Below are 17,830 nucleotides of genomic sequence, written 5' to 3'. Positions count from 1 at the left end.
TTCGGGTATCGTTTACATTACTCATTTCATCCATTTATTCATCACTCATAAAAACAATGCAAAACAGACTTGGCATTTGGATCTTGACAATAGTAGTAGCCTTATTGAGCGTCTATTATCTGTCCTTTACGTTTGTAGCACGCAGTATTCGCAAAGATGCGGAAGCTTTCGCTACAGGGAAAGACGGTATCGTTGATATTAAAAAGAAAGAACATTATCTCGACTCGCTTCGCCGCGAGCCGGTTTATTTGGGAACAACCTATCAAGAAGTAACACAACGCGAATTAGGATTAGGTCTTGACTTGCAAGGTGGTATGCACGTGGTTTTGGAAGTGGCACCTACGGATATCATGAAAGGCTTGGCTGGTGGAAATTCCCGCAACAGCCAATTCACTGAAGCCTTGAAAAAAGCCGTTGACGCTCAGAAATCAAGCCAATCCAGTTTTGTGGACTTGTTTGTGACTGAATACAAAAGTATCGCTCCCAATGCCCAACTGGCACAGATTTTCTCTAACAGCACCAACCGTGGTAAAATTAATAACAGTTCTTCTGACGGAGATGTTGTTAAATTTTTGAAAGAGGAGGTAGACGGCGCTACCAGCCGGGCATTTCAAATCATTCAGCAACGGGTTGATAAATTTGGGGTAGCGAACCCGAACATTCAACGTTTACCAGGTTCAGGTCGGATTTTGATTGAACTACCAGGAGTTGATAACCCCGAACGCGTTCGTCGCCTTTTGACAGGTTCGGCGAAATTGGAATTCTGCGAGGTTTATACATTGGACGATATTTCTCCTGCGCTTAATTCTTTGGGTGCGTATATGACTCAATTGGATCTGGAAAAGAAAATCGCTTCAAAAGGAGCTGCTTCAACAGATACCAGCAAAGCAGGCGGTGATTTGGCGTCTCAGTTGGCAAAAGGTGCTAAGACTGATTCAACAAAAACCGACACTACAGCTAACCAAACCGGTTTGGCGAGCTTATTTGTTCCTATTTCACAAGGACAATTAGGTGTATATGCAAAAGATACCGCACGTGCCAATGAACTTTTACGTCGTCCCGAAGTGAAATCAATGTTTCCTTCTGATGTCGTTATTTTATGGGATCGTAAAGGAATTGAAACAACAGATAAACGCAACGAAATCGTTGGAATTTACTTCATTAAAAAAACAAGCGGTCAGGCACAGCTTGAAGGTGATGTGATTGTAGATGCAGGAAATGACTACGATGACCGTGGTCGTCCGGAAGTAAATATGCGTATGAATGCCGAAGGCGCACGCAAATGGAAAAACTTTACGGCGGCTAACATTGGTCGTCCGGTAGCTATCATTTTGGATGACTTTGTTTATACCGCCCCTAACGTTCAGAACGAAATTCCAAACGGTAATACCAGCATCACCGGTTCTTTTACCGTAGAAGAAACCAAAGATATGGCCAATATCCTGAAAGCAGGTAAATTGCCTGCGCCAACTACGATTGTAGAGGAAGCGGTAGTAGGTGCTACTTTGGGGTCAGAATCAGTAAATGCCGGGGTGATTTCATCCTTGGTGGGTCTGTTGGTGGTTCTTATCTTCATGGTGATTTACTACAATAAAGCAGGAATGATTGCCGATGTAGCCCTGTTTATCAACTTGTTTTTCCTAATGGGAATTATGGCCTCATTGGGAGCTATCCTAACCTTGCCGGGTATTGCGGGTATCGTATTGACAATTGGTATGGCGGTGGATGCCAACGTGTTGGTCTTCGAGCGTATTAAGGAGGAATTAGCGTCGGGAAAAGATTTGAAATTGGCCATTTCGGACGGTTTCAAAAACTCACTTTCTTCGATTCTTGACTCAAACGTTACTACGTTATTGACAGGTATTATCCTGTTCTTCTTAGGAACGGGCTTGATTCTTGGGTTTGCCACTACGCTTGTAATCGGTATTTTGACCTCTTTGTTTGCTGCCCTGTTTGTATCTCGCCTGATTTTGGAATGGTGGGTAGGCAAAGGCCGTACCATTGAATTCTTCTCAAGCTGGTCACAAAACCTTTTCAAAGGAGCTGACTTTGACTTCGTATCTCGCCGTCGTATGTATTACATCATTTCATCGGTCATTATCGGTGCTGGTATTATTTCAATCATTTTCAAAGGCTTCGGTTTAGGGGTTGACTTTAAAGGTGGACGCAGCTATGTGGTGCGTTTTGAACAAGGTGTTAATACAACGGAAGTACGTCAAGTATTAACGAGTGTATTTGAAGCTGCACCCGAAGTAAAAACGTATGGTGGAGTAGGAATTGGCGCCAACCAACAGGTGAAAATTACCACCAGTTATTTGGCAGATGCTACTACTCCTGATTCTGACAAACAGGCAGAAGCCAAATTGAATGAAGGTCTAAGCAAATTGCCGAATAATAAAGCTACCATTCAAAGTTCGCAAAAAGTAGGACCGACCATTGCCTTTGACCTGATTATGACCTCATTAAAAGCATTGCTGCTGGCTATCTTGGTTGTATCGGCGTATATCTACATTCGTTTCCGACGGATTGCCTTTGTGTGGGGTGCTGTTGTGGCGTTATTCCACGACGTACTCATTATTTTGGCGGTATTCTCCATTTTTAACGGTTTGTTGCCTTTCTCTTTGGACGTTGACCAGGCGTTTGTAGGTGCGGTATTGACCATTATGGGTTATTCAATGAACGATACGGTGGTAGTATTTGACCGTGTTCGTGAGTACTTGAGAGACAATCGTAATAAGAAAGAGACGATTCCGGCTATCATTAACAACGCCTTGAACAGTACCCTGAGCCGTACGGCAGTAACGGGTCTTTCTACCATGTTTGTGTTGATTGTATTATTCTTCTTTGGTGGTGAAGTAATTCGTGGATTCTCATTTGCAATGCTCCTTGGAGTTATTGTGGGTACTTATTCTTCACTTTTTGTGGCTACGCCTATCGTGGTTGATTCACTTACCCGTGCACAGGAGAAAAAAGATGCATTGCCTTCAGAAGCGAAAAAAGAAGCACCTGCCCGTCTTATTTCAGATTTTCCTGACACGCCACGCGGTGGTTTGCAGCAATTAGATATGCCACAGGAAGAAGCACCTGAAGAAAAACCTAAAAAGGAAAAGAAAGCACCGTTGATTAAGCCTTCGTTGAAGAAATAGTCGACAAAAAAACGTCGCCGAGGTTTTGAACCTCGGCGACGTTGATAAATTATTAAAAGAGAAAGGGTTAAGTGACATTCACTTAACCCTTTCTCTTTTAAATCAGTACGTGATGCTCTTTAAATCTCTTTGTGCAAATCATTGTGATAGCCGGCAAAGATGGTACCCTGAATAAGAGTACCTACCAGAGCGGTGAATACATCACCAAACACAAAAACCAATACCGTAATCAATAAAAAGAAGGCGATCAACCAGCCTGAGGGGATTTCCTGTTCTTTATGTGCTTCCATTGAAATCAATTTTTTGAATGATGGCAGAAATTAACGCTGCAAGTTAGGTAAAAAAACTTTTTGTCGGATTTGAAACAAAAGGAAAGTTTCCGGCACTCATTCGGTTATTGCTTTATTTAAGGCTGTTTCCCAACCCGAATACGTTTCTGCGTACTTTTCCTGTAAATGAGCTTCCGGTGCAAAAGTGGCGATTTGGGTAAGTCCTTCAAAGGCAGTTTGGAAATCGTAAACGCCTACTCCAATGCCTGCCGCACGAGCTGCACCCTGTGCCCCGTCGGTATCATATAACTCAATGGTCGCTCCGGTAGTATTGGCAAAAGCCTCGCGGAAAAGCGGACTTAAAAACAAATTGGCGTGTCCTGCCCGTACCGTTTGGGTTTGAACGCCCATCTGTTGCATGACCTGAAGACCGTAGTTGAGCGCAAAAACAATTCCTTCCTGTGCTGCTCTAAATACGTGGGCGGTTGAATGCGTATTGAAATTAAGTCCCTGTAAATGACCACCAACCAAGCGATTTTCGAGAACACGCTCCGCTCCATTTCCAAAAGGCAGAAAAGTCAATCCTTCGGCTCCGATGGGAGTTTGGGCGGCTTGTTGATTCATTTCATCGTAACTGATTCCTCCGGCAAAACGGCGCACCCAACTGTTCAAAATACCCGTGCCATTTACGCACAACAAAACTCCGTTGCGTTGGGCGTCGGGCGTGCTGTTGACGTGAGCGAAGGTATTCACGCGCGAAAGGGGGTCGGCGGTGGCTTGTGCGTTGATTCCGTATACCACACCCGAAGTGCCTGCAGTAGTGGCTACTTCTCCCGGATTGAGAACATTAAGTGAAAACGCGTTATTGGGTTGGTCGCCGGCCCGGTAGGAAATAGGAGTGCCAGCTTTAAGCCCTAATTCGGCCGCAGCTAAAGCGGAAAGCTGGCTTTGAGGTGCAAATGTACTGACTACTTCGGGGATGAATGAGGCATCAAAGCCGTAAAAATCAAGGAGTTGTTGGGAGATTTTTTGTTCGGCAAAATCCCAGAATATCCCTTCGGAAAGTCCCGAAACAGTTGTTTGAGGGATTCCTGACATACGCATTGCCAGGTAATCGCCCGGTAGCATGAAATAACGAATTTGTTCATAAACAGCAGGTTCGTTGTCTTTTACCCACTTGAGTTTTGAGGCTGTAAAATTCCCCGGTGAATTGAGTAAATGGCCTAAACATTCCTTTGAACCCATTTCAGCAAAAGCCCAATTACCAATTTCTACTGCACGGCTATCGCACCAAATAATGGAAGGGCGAAGCGCTCGCAGATCCTTATCTACTACCACCAATCCATGCATTTGGTAAGAAATACCGATACCGGCTACCAAGGCCGGGTCAAAGGTGTATTTTACTTTTAATTTATGGGTGGCATTGACTGCTTCCTGCCACCAACTGTCCGGATGCTGTTCCGCCCAGCCTGCCTGATGTGCTATCATGCCCATTTCCTGTTCGGGAGAGGTGGCGGTCGCCACGGCTTTTCCCGTTTCTATGTCCAACAAAGCAACTTTTACTGACGAGCTGCCTACGTCGTAGCCTAAAAGATATTTCACAGATACGTTAATGGTTTAATGTTTACGATAAAAGGTGAAAATGCACGATTTTACCTTGTCTTATAAAATTCTCACTCCTGACTTCTGACTTCTCACATCTTTATTGTTATTTTCGTAGAAAAAATTGCCTTAAATAGATGTTTGATTACTTCACAACCGAAAGATTGATTTGGATTGGGGCGATTTATGTGGTCTTATGCCTCATTGCGTATTTTATTCAGCACAAATTTATCTTTAAACCCGAAAAACTACCGCAAGATTTTGTCTATAAATACGAAGATTTATTTGAGGAGTTGTTTTTTGACCCCGAACCCAACGTTCGTATCAATGCTTTGCGGTTTTATCAGGAGGAAGCGTCGCGCGGATTGTTGATTTATTTTCACGGCAACACACGCAGTATTAAAGGTTGGTCTAAATATGCCAAAGATTTTACGCAACATGGATACGATGTGCTGATGCTTGATTATCGGGGGTTTGGGAAAAGCGTCGGAAAGCAAACCGAGGATGGAATTAAAAACGACGCGCAGTACATTTATAACAAAATGCGCTCAAAATACGGGTATACCGAAGAAAAAATCATCATTTACGGGCGTTCGTTAGGGTCAGGGTTTGCCACCAAACTGGCATCGGTCAATCATCCGAAAATGCTTATTTTAGATGCACCTTATTATAGTTTTACACGGCTTACCACCCGTTTTTTGCCTTTTTTGCCGGTTTCTTATATCCTTAAATTCTCCATTCGGACAGATGTGTGGATAAAATACGTGAAGTGCCCCATCTATATCATTCACGGCACCAAAGACTTATTGATTCCGTTTCGTTCGAGTGTTCGCTTAATGAATTTGATTCCTCAATCGGCCCGCCTTATCCCGATTTACGGTGGCGGCCACAACAATCTGCCCGACTTTCCTGAATATCACACGCACTTGGCTGATATTCTCAACGACCGTTTTGATTTGATTTTTGATAAGTATGAAAAACGGTATGAATGAAGCCTGGATTTAGGGTAATAAAGACACATTTTACAGGATAAAAACGCTCTTTTGCTTATAAAAAGCGAAGGCTTGTAAATATTTGTGCCTGTCAATCAGCACTTTTTCGGCTTTAAACCGTTTCTTTGTGCTTCTACAGGAATACCCAATTTTTATACACACCATTCCGTCTTTCAAAAAGTAAAATGAGCACCTCATTGCTGCGTCTCGCAAGTATCCTTTATTTGCTCCTTCCTAACCTGATTTTTGCGGCGAGTTGGTTTAGAATTGAACTGGCAATTCCGATGATTATAGGGCTCTGCTACTTGTTTTGGCTGGAAATCAAAGGGGAGAAACAACAAAACAATAAACCATCTTTCAGTAAAAAGGAGCTCATTATCTTGGCTTTTATTACTTTTGTCTTAACGGGTCTAACAGGCATAAGCGGATATTCTTATCAACTTTACGATTATTGGGCAGAAAATACTAAGTTTTATGACTTGTATAAAAGTGACTGGCCCCTTTATTTTGAAGAAGTAGATAGATATGCCTGTTACTATTTTGGATATTATCTTGTACCTGCATTTATTTCAAAACTGGTTGGAGAGTTATCTTTAATTTCTTTATTTATTTGGTCTTGGACCGGGGTTTTTATTTTAATTGTTTGGATTTACTTTTTTACCAATAAAAAGATAAGAAATATCTTTATTGTCTTATCTATCGGTGGAGTCAGTGGTAATTTAAAATGGTTATTAGCCAAGCTAAATGGGGTAGAAGTTATTTTTAGCTCTGAAATGGGTCCCTCCCTAATTACCCCTCTTTTTCAACAATTGCGGTGGACACCTAATCAAGTAATTGCTTGCCTCATCACCAGTTCTATATTGCTCTATTCGTTGTTTTGGGAAAATAAATATTACAAGGCCTTTTTCAGCATTTGCCTATGCCTTATATGGTGTATTTTTCCGGCTGTAATGTTATTTATTTTATTTGCGGCATTCTCTTTGTATTATTTATTCAAAAATGGTTTTGCTGTGTTTTTAAAAAACAATGGACGCAGCTTTGCAGTATGCTTATTGTTTATGATTCCTATCGCTATTTATTTTGCTTCTTCTAATGGCGGCTCCCTACATCATTCCTTCCTTCAGGTACAACGTCCGAAATTTGCCATACCTAAATTGATTATTGATATAGGATTGGATTTGGGTATTCTTCTTATTGGCTGTTTAATACTTCGTAAAACAGTTAACAAATCCTTTTATTTTTTGGCTCTTGCCAGCCTTTTTTTTATATTTCTGCTTCGAACTTATCGATTTGGAGATCAAAACGATTTGTTTATGAGAGGGCAGATGCCGCTTTTGTTCATGGTTGGCATTTTTTTAATGCAAAATTTCAATTTTACTGAAATCAGTTTTAGAAGTAAAATAGAGATAGGGCGTTTTCTTGTAGCAGTATATCTTATCCTAAGCCCTCTGTTATTAACTTCTGAAACACTCATAAAATCAATTCAGTATAACAAAATAACACAGTTATTATGGCCGAATAGTTTTTCGTATAGCCCTTTGCCTTTTGATAAATACAAAAATACCTATCAAATGCTGTACGACAAATATTCTCCTGCCGGATCCAAGCAATATTTAGGCAAAAAAAATTCAATTTATGAGCGATATTTAGCACGGAGGCATTGATGGTTTGCGTTTGTAACGCGAACATCTGTAACGTGCGTTTGAAACGCACTAGTCTTTAGTTCGCATTATAAATGCAAACCAACCGCTCTCCTTAAAGCGAGATACGCCCCAATTCTTCAATCGTATTTATATTCTTCAACCAATCAGGCTGCAGGCATTCGAGCAGATTTATGTCGGAATGTTGTAAAATTCTTAGGGGCGAATGTTGGCCTTTTTTATGGGCTTTGATTAAAAGAGGATAAGCAGTAGGCTCCCAAATGGTGAGCAGTGGCTCAGGAAGTAGAGTTTTTGGATTTTGAAAAGCTGTCACTATTTGAGTTGCCTTTCGATTTTGGATTAAAAATTCAATCGTTTTTTCGTTCATAAAAGGCATATCGCAAGCTACTACTAACCAAGCCTCGTTTGAATCCTGTTCAAAGGCCGATAGAATCCCGCCCATCGGCCCCATTTCATAGGGATCAATCAGCAATGCCTCACTTGTGAAAATTTCTTTTTGATTTTCGCGGCAAGAGAGAAAAGTTTTTCGACAAAACGGTGCTATAATTTCATAGAGATATTTCCACTGAGGTTTCCCGTGATATTCGAGTAGGCTTTTATTCGTACCCATGCGCATGCTTTGCCCACCGACAAGAATCAGACCGTTCATGCTTCCTGAAGGAAAGATAAGGCCCGCAATTCAGACCAATAGGCGCCTTTGTGGGTAAGCGTGCGAGGACGGTAACCGCAGTGTCCTCCCTGTTGGGTCAATTCAAGCCAAACATTGGGTAAATCGGCAATGACTTCCATTGGCAGGCTTTGATAGGGCACAAGAGGGTCATTTTCAGCATTGGCAATGAGGGTAGGAATGGTAATGTTTTCAACCAAATACTTAGAACTACTGCGGTGATAGTAATCCTCGGCACCTTCAAAACCATGCAAAGGCCCGGTATATACATGGTCAAAATCCCAAAACGTTTTTACCTGTTTCCATTGGTCAAGGGCAAAATGTTCGGGATACTGCGACGCTTTGACTTCAATTTTAGGTTTTAGGGATTGCAGAAAACGCCACAAATAAATTTTATTTTCGGGTTTTTCGATATTGCGACTGCACGCCAACAAGTCCATCGGCACGCTGAATACCACCGCTTTTTTGATAGCCGGATTGATATTTTTGCCGCAATCTTCGACATATTTGAGCGTCACATTACCGCCCAGACTAAAACCCATAAGCTGAACGTCGGTATAGCCTTTGGCAAGAGCATGCTGAATAATAAACTCCAAATCGGTGGTTTCACCGCTGTGATAAAATCGGAGTTGCTGATTGAGCTCACCACTGCAACTGCGGTAATTCCAAGCCAAACAATCATACCCATTATTGGTTAGTAACTGGACCATGCCCGTGATGTATTGCCGTGTGCTGCTGCCTTCAAGACCATGCGACAGAATAACCAAGGGAGGTTTTTGGTCGATAATAGACTCTCTCTTTACGGCAAAACTCCAGTCTATATCCAAAAAGTCATCGTCGGGAGTCGTAACCCGTTCGCGACGATAGAGCGGTTTGATTTTGCGAAACAATGCCGGATATATACTTTGATAGTGCCCATTGGGTAACCAAGCGGGTGGTTGGTGCGTATTGGTGCGAATGAGAGGCATAAGCAATTCGACATTTCAATGACAAAAATAACTTTTTCCTGTCAAAGTTTATGCTTGACAAACGTCATTGCTTTATAAAAGGTTTGGAAATCGCCCGTCGCCCGTCGTTGACGCGGATAAAGTATCGGCCCGAAGGTAACTTTGAAACATCAAATTGGTTTAAAAATACACTGCCGTTGTCGTACAGTAATTTGCCGGGCAGGGCTACTCCGTCTAAAGTAATAATTTGGGCGTCTAAATTGTAGGTATTGTCGGATTGGTAAGCAACAGTTAATATATCCTCAACCGGATTAGGATACACCTGAAGGTTTTCTTCAATAATTAAAATTTCGGGAGGTGAGGGTTTAATAGGGCTGTTTGTCGGATATTGTACATTGGTTAATTCAAGTATTTTGGAAGAAACAGAACAGCCTTTTTGGGTTACTTCCACCATATATTTCCCCGCAAGTGCGGCGGTCAAACGCGGCCCGGTAGCGGTTGGAATCACTTCTCCGTTCATAAACCAGCGATAGGTCATTCCTTCACCCGTATTGGTAGTAAGACGAATACTTCCATTGTTGGGAATAGTAGTCCCGCTGTTGCTGGAAATAGCTGGGCGTTCAAGCGTAGAAAGAAGTTGGGTCGGCTTTGAAGTGGCCGTACAATTTTTGTAGGTGACGATTATGCCGTAACTGCCTGCTTCGGTGGGATTCAGTTGTGCGCCCGTTGCTCCGGAAATAGTTTTGCCATCACGCAGCCATTGATACACATAGCCTGCGCCCGTGTTGGCTGTCAATTGAACAGTTTTTCCGGGACAAATGGTTGAACTTCCTTCGGGGGTAATTTTAGCTGTCAGTTCCGAAACCAGTACGTTAATGGATTTAGATTTGGCCGAACATTGGTAGCCAATCGCTTTGACTTCATACTGACCAGCTTGTGAAATTTCAAGGGTTGGTGTGGTGGTCGTACTCAACAATTGACCATTTTTAAACCATTGATACGTTAAGGCATTATCGCCTTTTACCTGCATTTGCAGTTTGCTGTTGCTGCAAAGAGTAGTATCTCTTCCTTTTAAAATTTGTACAGCGCTATTGCAGTCCTGAGATTTTACTCCGCTGACAATCAATGAGTAAGGCTGGGAGCTGTTTTGTAAAGTACGTTTATGCCGGACTGTTATAGTATAAATCTTACCGACAGGAGGAGCTGCGATGAATACCTGTTCTACATTGTCCCGGGTGTTATCTCCAATGACAGCAGCATTGGCAGGATTGGCAGGGTCCAGTACCCACGGAAACCACGTCGTGTTGCTGTCGTCGGTCAGACGTACGTCCAAATCATTGATAAGCTTAGGAGAAGTATCGTCCACGGTTTGAGTACTTACCCGAGTGGGAGTTCCCTCCAGGTCGGTCCAGCAAATAGTCACAATTAAAGGCTCGTTACCGGCAGCGATGATTTTCTGTTGGTAGGTTTCATTTTGGCGTAACGTACTTTCCGAAAGAATGTGTTTATTGCTGGTATTGAGTAATACCTGAGCTGCTTTTTCGGCGTTGAGCAATCCCCATCCGTAGTCATACGCGGGACCTGTTTTTCCGCTTGGCTTCGTTGCGGTATGCAAAACCAGCCCTTTGAGCGTAGCCGAACGCATAAAATAGGTTTGGCGGCGATAAAACAGTTCCTGCAACAAAATCAACGATCCGGATACATTAGCACAGGCTGTAGAAGTGCCCGACATCGTAGCATAAGCATTGTTTGCACTCGAAATAGAAGAAATAATATTGGTTCCCACTCCCAATAAATCAGGTTTGATTCGTCCATCGTCAGTGGGTCCCCAGCCACTAAAATCGGCCACTGAAAAATTGTTGGCTGTCACGTTTGCCCCGCCGATTGTCAAAATGTTTTTAGCATTGGCCTCGGCCGGAATCACATCGTAAGTGTCATTGCGGTTACGGTTCAGAATACTCGTTTGAGTGCTATTGCGCAAAAAATAGGGGGTTCCGATGGGAGGGCCGGTTTCTGCGTGTTTGTTATCAGCCGATTTTACAATCAGATAGTAAGGGCTATTGAAGGCCAAGTTGTCTAAATCCTGCGCTTTTTCATCATAAAAACCAAAACGATAGTCTTCTGTAGTGCTGATACTCGTATTGCCCCACCATTCCCACTTGAGTTTAGGGTCGTTTCCGGGACGGCTTTGATTGAATACCCAACCCACTACGGGCCCGTAGGAGTGATTGGATATTAACATTTTTGAAGCGTTTTTGGCCATCTCCACCAAATCGTCGGTATAATCCCACACATCCAATTTAGCGCCATAAGCCATTCCTTTTACCTGTGGATTGACCCCGGCAGCAGCCATAGTTCCGGACAAATGCGTAGCATGGTCGTTTAGTGTCGTATTGATGTCTTTTTGGTGAATTCTTCCGCCAAATTCTACGTGCGTCAGGCGCGGCATTCCGCCATCCCAGATACAGAGCTTTCCCTCTAATTCTGCCAAATCGCCTTTAAGATCAACTCCCAAACCTCCTCCGCTGTATAGGACCGTGGTGTGAGTACCCGTGGATGCCACTACGTTATGACTTGTATAATAAATGGGAAATCCCAAAGAATCAATCCCCTGTAAAGTTAGAATCTTACCGTTGGCATATTTTTTGCTGACTGCCCAACCCTTCTTTTTGGCCAGTTGAAGTGCCCTTTGGCGATTGGTGGTATAGCGCTTTTGAAGATGATTTATAAACAAACTGTCTGACTTTCTGCCTGTATTTAGTAGAGAACCCGCTATTTGTGCATTTGCATAAAAACAAACAACTGATAAACAAACTATTAGTAGTCTGTTTATCAGTCTGCAGTTTAAAAAAAATGAATTTAGGGGTAAAATAATAGCCATTCCTCTCAGTACACAGGCGCAGCCTAAGGCTTTACAATCGCGTGAACGATGCGCGTGGATGTACCCTCCTCCTCTATAAGTGCAAAAAACGTACCGCTTTGCAAGGGAGTAAAATTAAATTGAGTGCGAAAAGTTTTTTCTATTTTTTCCATTGGACGACGTTCCAGCAAACGGCCGTTTATATCATAGAGAAAAGCAACGACCTTTTGCGAGGGAGAGCCCGGCGACTCATACTCACAAACTACAAAGTCCTGAGCCGGATTAGGGTAAATCCTTGAGCTCTTTGCCTGTAGTGCGGGGTCTTCTTCCAAGGCTGTAATGGTAATTCTGGTTTCGTCCGAAACCACTTCTCCGCAACCGCTGACATTTGCTCTGACGGAGTAGTTACCCGTTTGGAAAGCGGTAAAAGTAGCGCTTGTCGCTCCCGGAATCGGCAATCCGTTGATGAGCCATTGATTGCTTGAAGCCGCATTGGAGCGTAACGTAATGCCGTCTACGGTGATAATAGGTTTTTCGGGTTTTCGGGTTGTGATAGCTACGGGCGTAGATAAAGTGGGCAGGCAATTGTTGACGGAAGTACTGACCGCGTAATTGCCCGAATTCATCGCTACAAAACTCGAATTGATAGCCCCGTTGATGGGCTGATTATTAAGAAACCATTGATAAACCCCTGCGTTTGTTGGGGCATTGAGGCTAATCGAAGCGCCTTCGCAAATCGTAGAACTTCCGTCAAAAGAAACGGTAGGTGTGGATTTGGTAGCGGTTTGAGCTATCACAGGTACCCGTTTACTTGGACAGCCAAGTGATCTTACTTTGAGGTCATAGAAGTAATAATAGGCATTGGTAAGGGTATCAACGGCATTGTTTTGGGTAAAAAGTGCTCCGCGCACAGCCATCACGCCGGGAATGCTGAAAGGGAATCCTGTTACACCTGCGTTGCTTCGGAAAATGGTAGCGCCGTTTTCGTATTCAATCGTAATTTTATAATCTCCTGCTTGTGGAATAGAAAGATTGAGCGGATAAACTCGACCTTGGTCGTCTGGGTCATCGGCCCATTGTCCCGCGGGTGCTCCTACATTGGCCGCATTGGGATTGCGACTCGCAACCACATCTACGCTTGTACTGGAAATAAATTTATCGTCTAAGCCCAGCACGGTAAAGTTCAATCGCCCCGGTGAGGACGTATAAAGCCGTGCACTTTCTAAAACAAGCGGAATTTCGGTACGGATAAGTGGCGAAGGGCCAAAACTTCCTGCGTACGTACCACCTGTAAAAGCTGATTTGGTGGCAGGGCCAACCGTGCCGCTAAAGTCATTAAGGGCTACGTAGAAAGTGCCTCCGGGTAATTTAACGGGATTACTTGCAAAATTTCCAACCGCAATGGGCTTGGTCGTAGTAGGGCTATCGTACCAAAAAGCAACGCCGTTGTCGCGGGAAATAAGTGATAATGGGTCGGTGCCGCAGTAAGTAGCAGTGGCGGTGGTGACGGTGGGCACGGTCGCAACGGTACGCGTTTGTCGCAATACACTGTTGAGCGTGTCTTGGTCGCCCTCCAAATGAGTCCGGGATACAAACTGGTAATTGATGCCGGCTTTCAAAGTGCTCAAAAATGCATCCGAAAGCGAAAGGGTCGTTTCCGCAAAAGCAGGTAAGGTTTGAGTAACGGTTCCCGTTAATGTTCCCACTAATTGCCCGGTTGGTTCTAAGACCTGTACCGAAACGGGGATATTTTGCTGAGGGTCAGAGCCTACATTACGAACTCGAACAATAACATTAGATAGTTGACTGGTGCAAAAATTGTTGTCGGGTGTTACCAAGGCCGTAAGGCTAACGTCGCGAGAAGGCCGTGCAAAACGTACCAAAAACTCTTGAGTTTCGCCTTTGGAATAGGTTCCACAAGCGGCCACGGCAGTAGCATTGGTTGTTTCGACACATACAATCCGAACTCTGGATACATCCCCGACAACTAAGCCCGAAGGTGCTTTAAGTGCCGTTTTAAAAGTGCCGGAGGCATTAATGACCTCCGAAGTGGCAACAAGTTCATTGAGGTCGTCAAAATCACCGTCTCCGTTCCAGTCCACAAACACCTTGACTACTTTGGCGAAATCAGTTCCGCAAGAGCCTACGCCCACTTCCAACGGGAGGGTTTGCCCGGCGGCTACGGGAGCTATTTGCGTCATAAAATCACTGTAATCCTGACAACCGCTTTTTGCGACTTGGTTAATGGTTCCCAAAATTACTTGCGTGATTCTTGAGTCGGCAGTTGAGACAGCTTTGGATTCGCAAAAAGCCTTTCCGCCTATTCCGCTTACAATAAGGGCATATTGTTGGGTATTGTTGGTAAGGTTACCTTTGTGTTTGATGGTGATGGTATAAGTCCTTCCCGGCACGGCATTGGGAATGATAATCTGCTCTACATTGTCACGGATATTATCTCCTCGGGTGGCATTGGCGGAGGGTTGATTCGGGTCCAAAATCCACGGCAAGGATTCCGTGGTTCCATCGCTCACGCGCAAATCAAGGTCATTCAACAATTTGGGAGTGCGGCTGTCAAAATTGGCTGCCGTGGTAGGAGTAGCGACTGCCTCAGGGTCCGTCCAGCAAATTGTGACGACCATTGTTCCTTTTCCCGAAGCAATCACCTGTGTAGTGTAGGTTTCGTTGGGGCCTAATGTACGCTCAGAAATTTGATTGGTTTGGTCATGGTTCAAAATCACTTCAGCGGCCTGCTTCATGTCCAAAAGTCCCCAACCGTATTGGTAGTCGGGCCCGGGATTACCGGCATCATCGGCGGTGTGCAAAATCAAGCCTTTCAAGGTCGAAGAACGCATGAAATTGCCCGTCTGTTTGTTATACAATTCCTGCAACAGAAAAAGTGAACCTGCTACGTTAGGCGTTGCCATTGAAGTTCCGCTCAGCGTAGTGTAGGCATTGTTGGAAGTGGAATTGGTCGAAAAAACACTCACGCCTACTCCTACAATATCCGGTTTGATACGTCCGTCATCGGTAGGGCCCCAACTGCTGAAGCTTGCAATGCGCGGGTCTGAGAGTTGATTGTAGCCGTTGCTCAACACACTGATAGCTCCAACAGTTAGGATATTTTTAGCGGTACCATAGGTCGAAATCAAATCATAATCGCTTTGGGCAGCGCGGGGGGTGCGGCTGGTACGGGCACTGCTTCCAAAGAAATAGAGCGTACCTGCCGGAGGGCCATTGCTGCCGCGGGCATTTCCTGCAGAATTAACAATGAGATAGTAAGGGGCATTGTACGCAATTCGGTCCCATTCGCGGGTACGGGTATCGTAAAATCCAAACTTATAATCCTTTTGGTCATTGATGGTGGTATCGCCGTACCATTCCCATTTGAGATTGTTGTCAGTACCCGCGCGGCCCGTATTCAATCTCCATCCCGTCACTAAACCGTAAGAGTGATTGGAAACGAGTAAATTAGGCGCGGCATTGATCATTTCCGGGCTGTCGTTGTTGAAATCATGGGCTAATAAATCCGCGCCGTTTGACATGCCCCGCGCCCGTGGGTTAATGCCAGTCGCTATCATCGTCCCGCTGACGTGCGTGGCGTGACCGTCCACAGTGGTTGCGTTGTCCACTTGAGTGATTCGTCCCGTCAATTCAGTGTGCGTATCCAGTACTTTGCCCCCGTCCCACAGGCCCAACCGGCTTTTCATGGGTGTACTTCCACCCGTGAGATTCAGGTCCAGACTTCCTCCCTGATACAATGAATTTGTGCGGGTAGTAAGCGCCGCGCCGCTGTTGGTAGTAGTTACGTCATAGAGCGGTTGGCCTGTTTCGCTTACGCCACTCAATATCATTACACTCCCATCCGCAAAAGTTTGACGCAGCGGCCAATTGTTCTGCTTGGCTAACGATTGAAGTTGTATTTGTGCTAAACGAGCTTGATTTTCAATGGATTGGCGCGTAGTTTCTATTTTTTTTTGCTGTTCCGACGAATACAACGGTCGTGGTTGCGCGTAGGTTGTAAATGAAGTTATTCCCAAAATAAGGACAAACAAAAGTAAACGGTAGTGCATGATGAAGATTCTTTTCCTTTAAACGTAAAAATAGGGCTTGAAGTTATATGAAAAAATCAACTTTGCAGAACTGCAAAAACGTAGAGCCGCAAAATTTTGCGGCTCTACAGGGATTTAATTTCGGCAATGGGAGAAGCAATTAATTGGTGAAAACAAATCGCTCACCGACGATAGGTTGTGCCAACACTGTTTTTTCTTTTACCAATGTCTTGCTGATTATAGGGCGTTTGCCATTCTTGGCTTTTCTACCGCTTTCCACTTCAAAGGTATATTTACCATCGGGCACTGCTTTCATATCGACCGAAAACAGGTGCTCGGTTTCACTGCGTGCCATATCCAAATAGCAAATAGGATAATTGCCGGCATCTTTGACCGTGATCCAAAGCTTTTTGCCCGTGGGTTTAGCAATGGCTACCCGTACTTTGGTGGAACCTTGAAGATGAGTAAACTGAGCCTTAAAATTTTCGGTTTCTACCACCGAGTGCGACTGTTCATTTGCTGCATTTGTGATAAACAGGGCTCCTAAAAAGAAGACGGCGGAAGCGATTGAGGTTTTCATGATGGATAAAATTTAGTGTGTGAAAAGAGTTGTTTTTGCGTTGAACTATGGACCAAAGGTGGCAGGAAGTATTGACCTAAAAAATCAATAATTTGGGGGATATGGGTAGTGATAAAAAAGAAAAACCCGCTGATTATCAGCGAGTTTTTGCTTAAAAAGGTAGGGGTTTAGGCGTGTTGATGCGTGAGTAAAGGAAAATTCTTTTTTAAGAGGAACAGGATGTAAGCAATGAATAAAACCCGTAGAAGTAAATGGCCGAATTCAGCGACTTGAACGGAATAATGAACTCGTAAGCGATAGGTTTTATCGGCAGACTTCTGCATCTCCATCTGAAACAGACTTCCTGTCATTTTAGCACCCACCTCGACGGTAAGGACAGAGATTGAAAACGACTGACTCTTGACTGTCGACGCTGAGCGAAGCTCCGATGTTGACTTGGCCTGACATACATAAGCAATGACTGTGAAGCCAAGGATAAGTGCTGCGAGAGTGAGTGCCTTTTTCATGATGGAATTAATTTATAGCGTACTAATGAGTTTCTTTTGAACACCTCAAAGGTCGGGAGAGAGAAGGACGTAAAAAATCAATAATCTTAGGGAGAAGGTTAGTGAGAAAATAAAAAAATCCCGTGAATTTCAGGGGATTAGAAGATTGTTGGTGATGGGTTAAAAATAAAATCAGGCTCTTTTAGGCGCCCTGACGAGCGAAACTTTAGCTTAACTAAAAGAGCCATGTCTCTTCACCTTTTTCTTATTCTGGTGTTGGGACTTTTACTTTTATACCATCTCCATAAGTACGAGCGCGTTTTAATAAATTAAGATCATTCAATAAAGAATTAATTTCTGAAGCATCATCAAGCATACTTTTATCAGAAAAATACATAATTGTAGCATGCTTGTTTGCATTTGGCAATTTGTAAATAATACCTCTCAAATAGTAGCAGGGCTGTTAAGTTCTATTTTTGGCGGTGTATCAAATGTAATGCTGCCTCTCCAAGTTGAATTGCCAAAAGCACCAACCAATCGCCAAGTTGTGCCACTTGTCCAATTTGGAAAAG

The 17,830-nt window shown here is 43.8% G+C and carries 12 protein-coding genes; 3 read left to right on the top strand and 9 right to left on the bottom strand.

The window, feature by feature from the left end; genetic code table 11:
• Nucleotides 1–56: 56 nt before the first annotated feature.
• Nucleotides 57–3,146 carry a protein translocase subunit SecDF gene (secDF, locus tag Q0081_RS08060; RefSeq protein ID WP_298351201.1) on the top strand — a complete coding sequence of 1,030 codons (3,090 nt, stop codon included), beginning with the start codon at nt 57–59 and terminating at the stop codon, nt 3,144–3,146.
• A gap of 119 nt (nt 3,147–3,265) precedes the next feature.
• On the opposite strand, the gene Q0081_RS08055 is transcribed toward secDF, so the two are convergent.
• Both Q0081_RS08055 and Q0081_RS08050 read right to left on the bottom strand, forming a co-directional pair.
• Nucleotides 3,266–3,436, bottom strand: coding sequence for a hypothetical protein (locus Q0081_RS08055; RefSeq protein WP_298351198.1), 171 nt, complete (start codon nt 3,434–3,436; stop codon nt 3,266–3,268).
• 96 nt (nt 3,437–3,532) lie between these two features.
• Nucleotides 3,533–5,017, bottom strand: coding sequence for a xylulokinase (locus Q0081_RS08050; protein ID WP_298351196.1), 1,485 nt, complete (start codon nt 5,015–5,017; stop codon nt 3,533–3,535).
• A 137-nt stretch (nt 5,018–5,154) separates the two neighbouring features.
• Here Q0081_RS08050 and Q0081_RS08045 point away from each other — a divergent pair, with 137 nt between their 5' ends.
• Both Q0081_RS08045 and Q0081_RS08040 read left to right on the top strand, forming a co-directional pair.
• The gene (locus Q0081_RS08045) at nt 5,155–6,009 is read left to right on the top strand and encodes an alpha/beta hydrolase (RefSeq protein ID WP_298351192.1); all 855 of its coding nucleotides are present in this window, start codon (nt 5,155–5,157) and stop codon (nt 6,007–6,009) included.
• A 185-nt stretch (nt 6,010–6,194) separates the two neighbouring features.
• The gene (locus tag Q0081_RS08040; RefSeq protein WP_298351189.1) at nt 6,195–7,673 is read left to right on the top strand and encodes a hypothetical protein; all 1,479 of its coding nucleotides are present in this window, start codon (nt 6,195–6,197) and stop codon (nt 7,671–7,673) included.
• 91 nt (nt 7,674–7,764) lie between these two features.
• On the opposite strand, the gene Q0081_RS08035 is transcribed toward Q0081_RS08040, so the two are convergent.
• The 7 genes from Q0081_RS08035 to Q0081_RS08005 all read right to left on the bottom strand — a co-directional run bounded on the left by Q0081_RS08035 (nt 7,765) and on the right by Q0081_RS08005 (nt 17,706).
• Nucleotides 7,765–8,319: an NTP transferase domain-containing protein gene (locus Q0081_RS08035; RefSeq protein WP_298351186.1), complete on the bottom strand. Its 555-nt coding sequence runs from the start codon at nt 8,317–8,319 to the stop codon at nt 7,765–7,767.
• Nucleotides 8,316–9,305 (bottom strand): YheT family hydrolase, encoded by a 990-nt coding sequence (locus Q0081_RS08030; RefSeq protein WP_298351182.1) that lies wholly within the window; start codon nt 9,303–9,305, stop codon nt 8,316–8,318. The genes Q0081_RS08035 and Q0081_RS08030 overlap by 4 nt, the downstream gene beginning before the upstream one ends.
• A gap of 64 nt (nt 9,306–9,369) precedes the next feature.
• Nucleotides 9,370–12,018, bottom strand: a complete 2,649-nt coding sequence (locus Q0081_RS08025; protein ID WP_298351179.1) for a S8 family serine peptidase — start codon at nt 12,016–12,018, stop codon at nt 9,370–9,372.
• Nucleotides 12,019–12,188: 170 nt separating this feature from the next.
• The gene (locus Q0081_RS08020) at nt 12,189–16,214 is read right to left on the bottom strand and encodes a S8 family serine peptidase (RefSeq protein WP_298351177.1); all 4,026 of its coding nucleotides are present in this window, start codon (nt 16,212–16,214) and stop codon (nt 12,189–12,191) included.
• Between the two features lie 139 nt (nt 16,215–16,353).
• Nucleotides 16,354–16,773: a hypothetical protein gene (locus tag Q0081_RS08015; protein ID WP_298351174.1), complete on the bottom strand. Its 420-nt coding sequence runs from the start codon at nt 16,771–16,773 to the stop codon at nt 16,354–16,356.
• Between the two features lie 167 nt (nt 16,774–16,940).
• Nucleotides 16,941–17,279, bottom strand: coding sequence for a hypothetical protein (locus tag Q0081_RS08010; protein WP_298351172.1), 339 nt, complete (start codon nt 17,277–17,279; stop codon nt 16,941–16,943).
• A 244-nt stretch (nt 17,280–17,523) separates the two neighbouring features.
• The gene (locus tag Q0081_RS08005) at nt 17,524–17,706 is read right to left on the bottom strand and encodes a hypothetical protein (protein ID WP_298351169.1); all 183 of its coding nucleotides are present in this window, start codon (nt 17,704–17,706) and stop codon (nt 17,524–17,526) included.
• Between the last annotated feature and the right edge of the window lie 124 nt (nt 17,707–17,830).

Origin of the sequence: Runella sp. (assembly GCF_027484545.1) — a bacterium.
Classification (GTDB): Bacteria; Bacteroidota; Bacteroidia; order Cytophagales; family Spirosomataceae; genus Runella.
The sequence above is the reverse complement of the archived record's forward strand: the minus strand, read 5'-3'. Positions and strand labels throughout refer to the sequence as shown.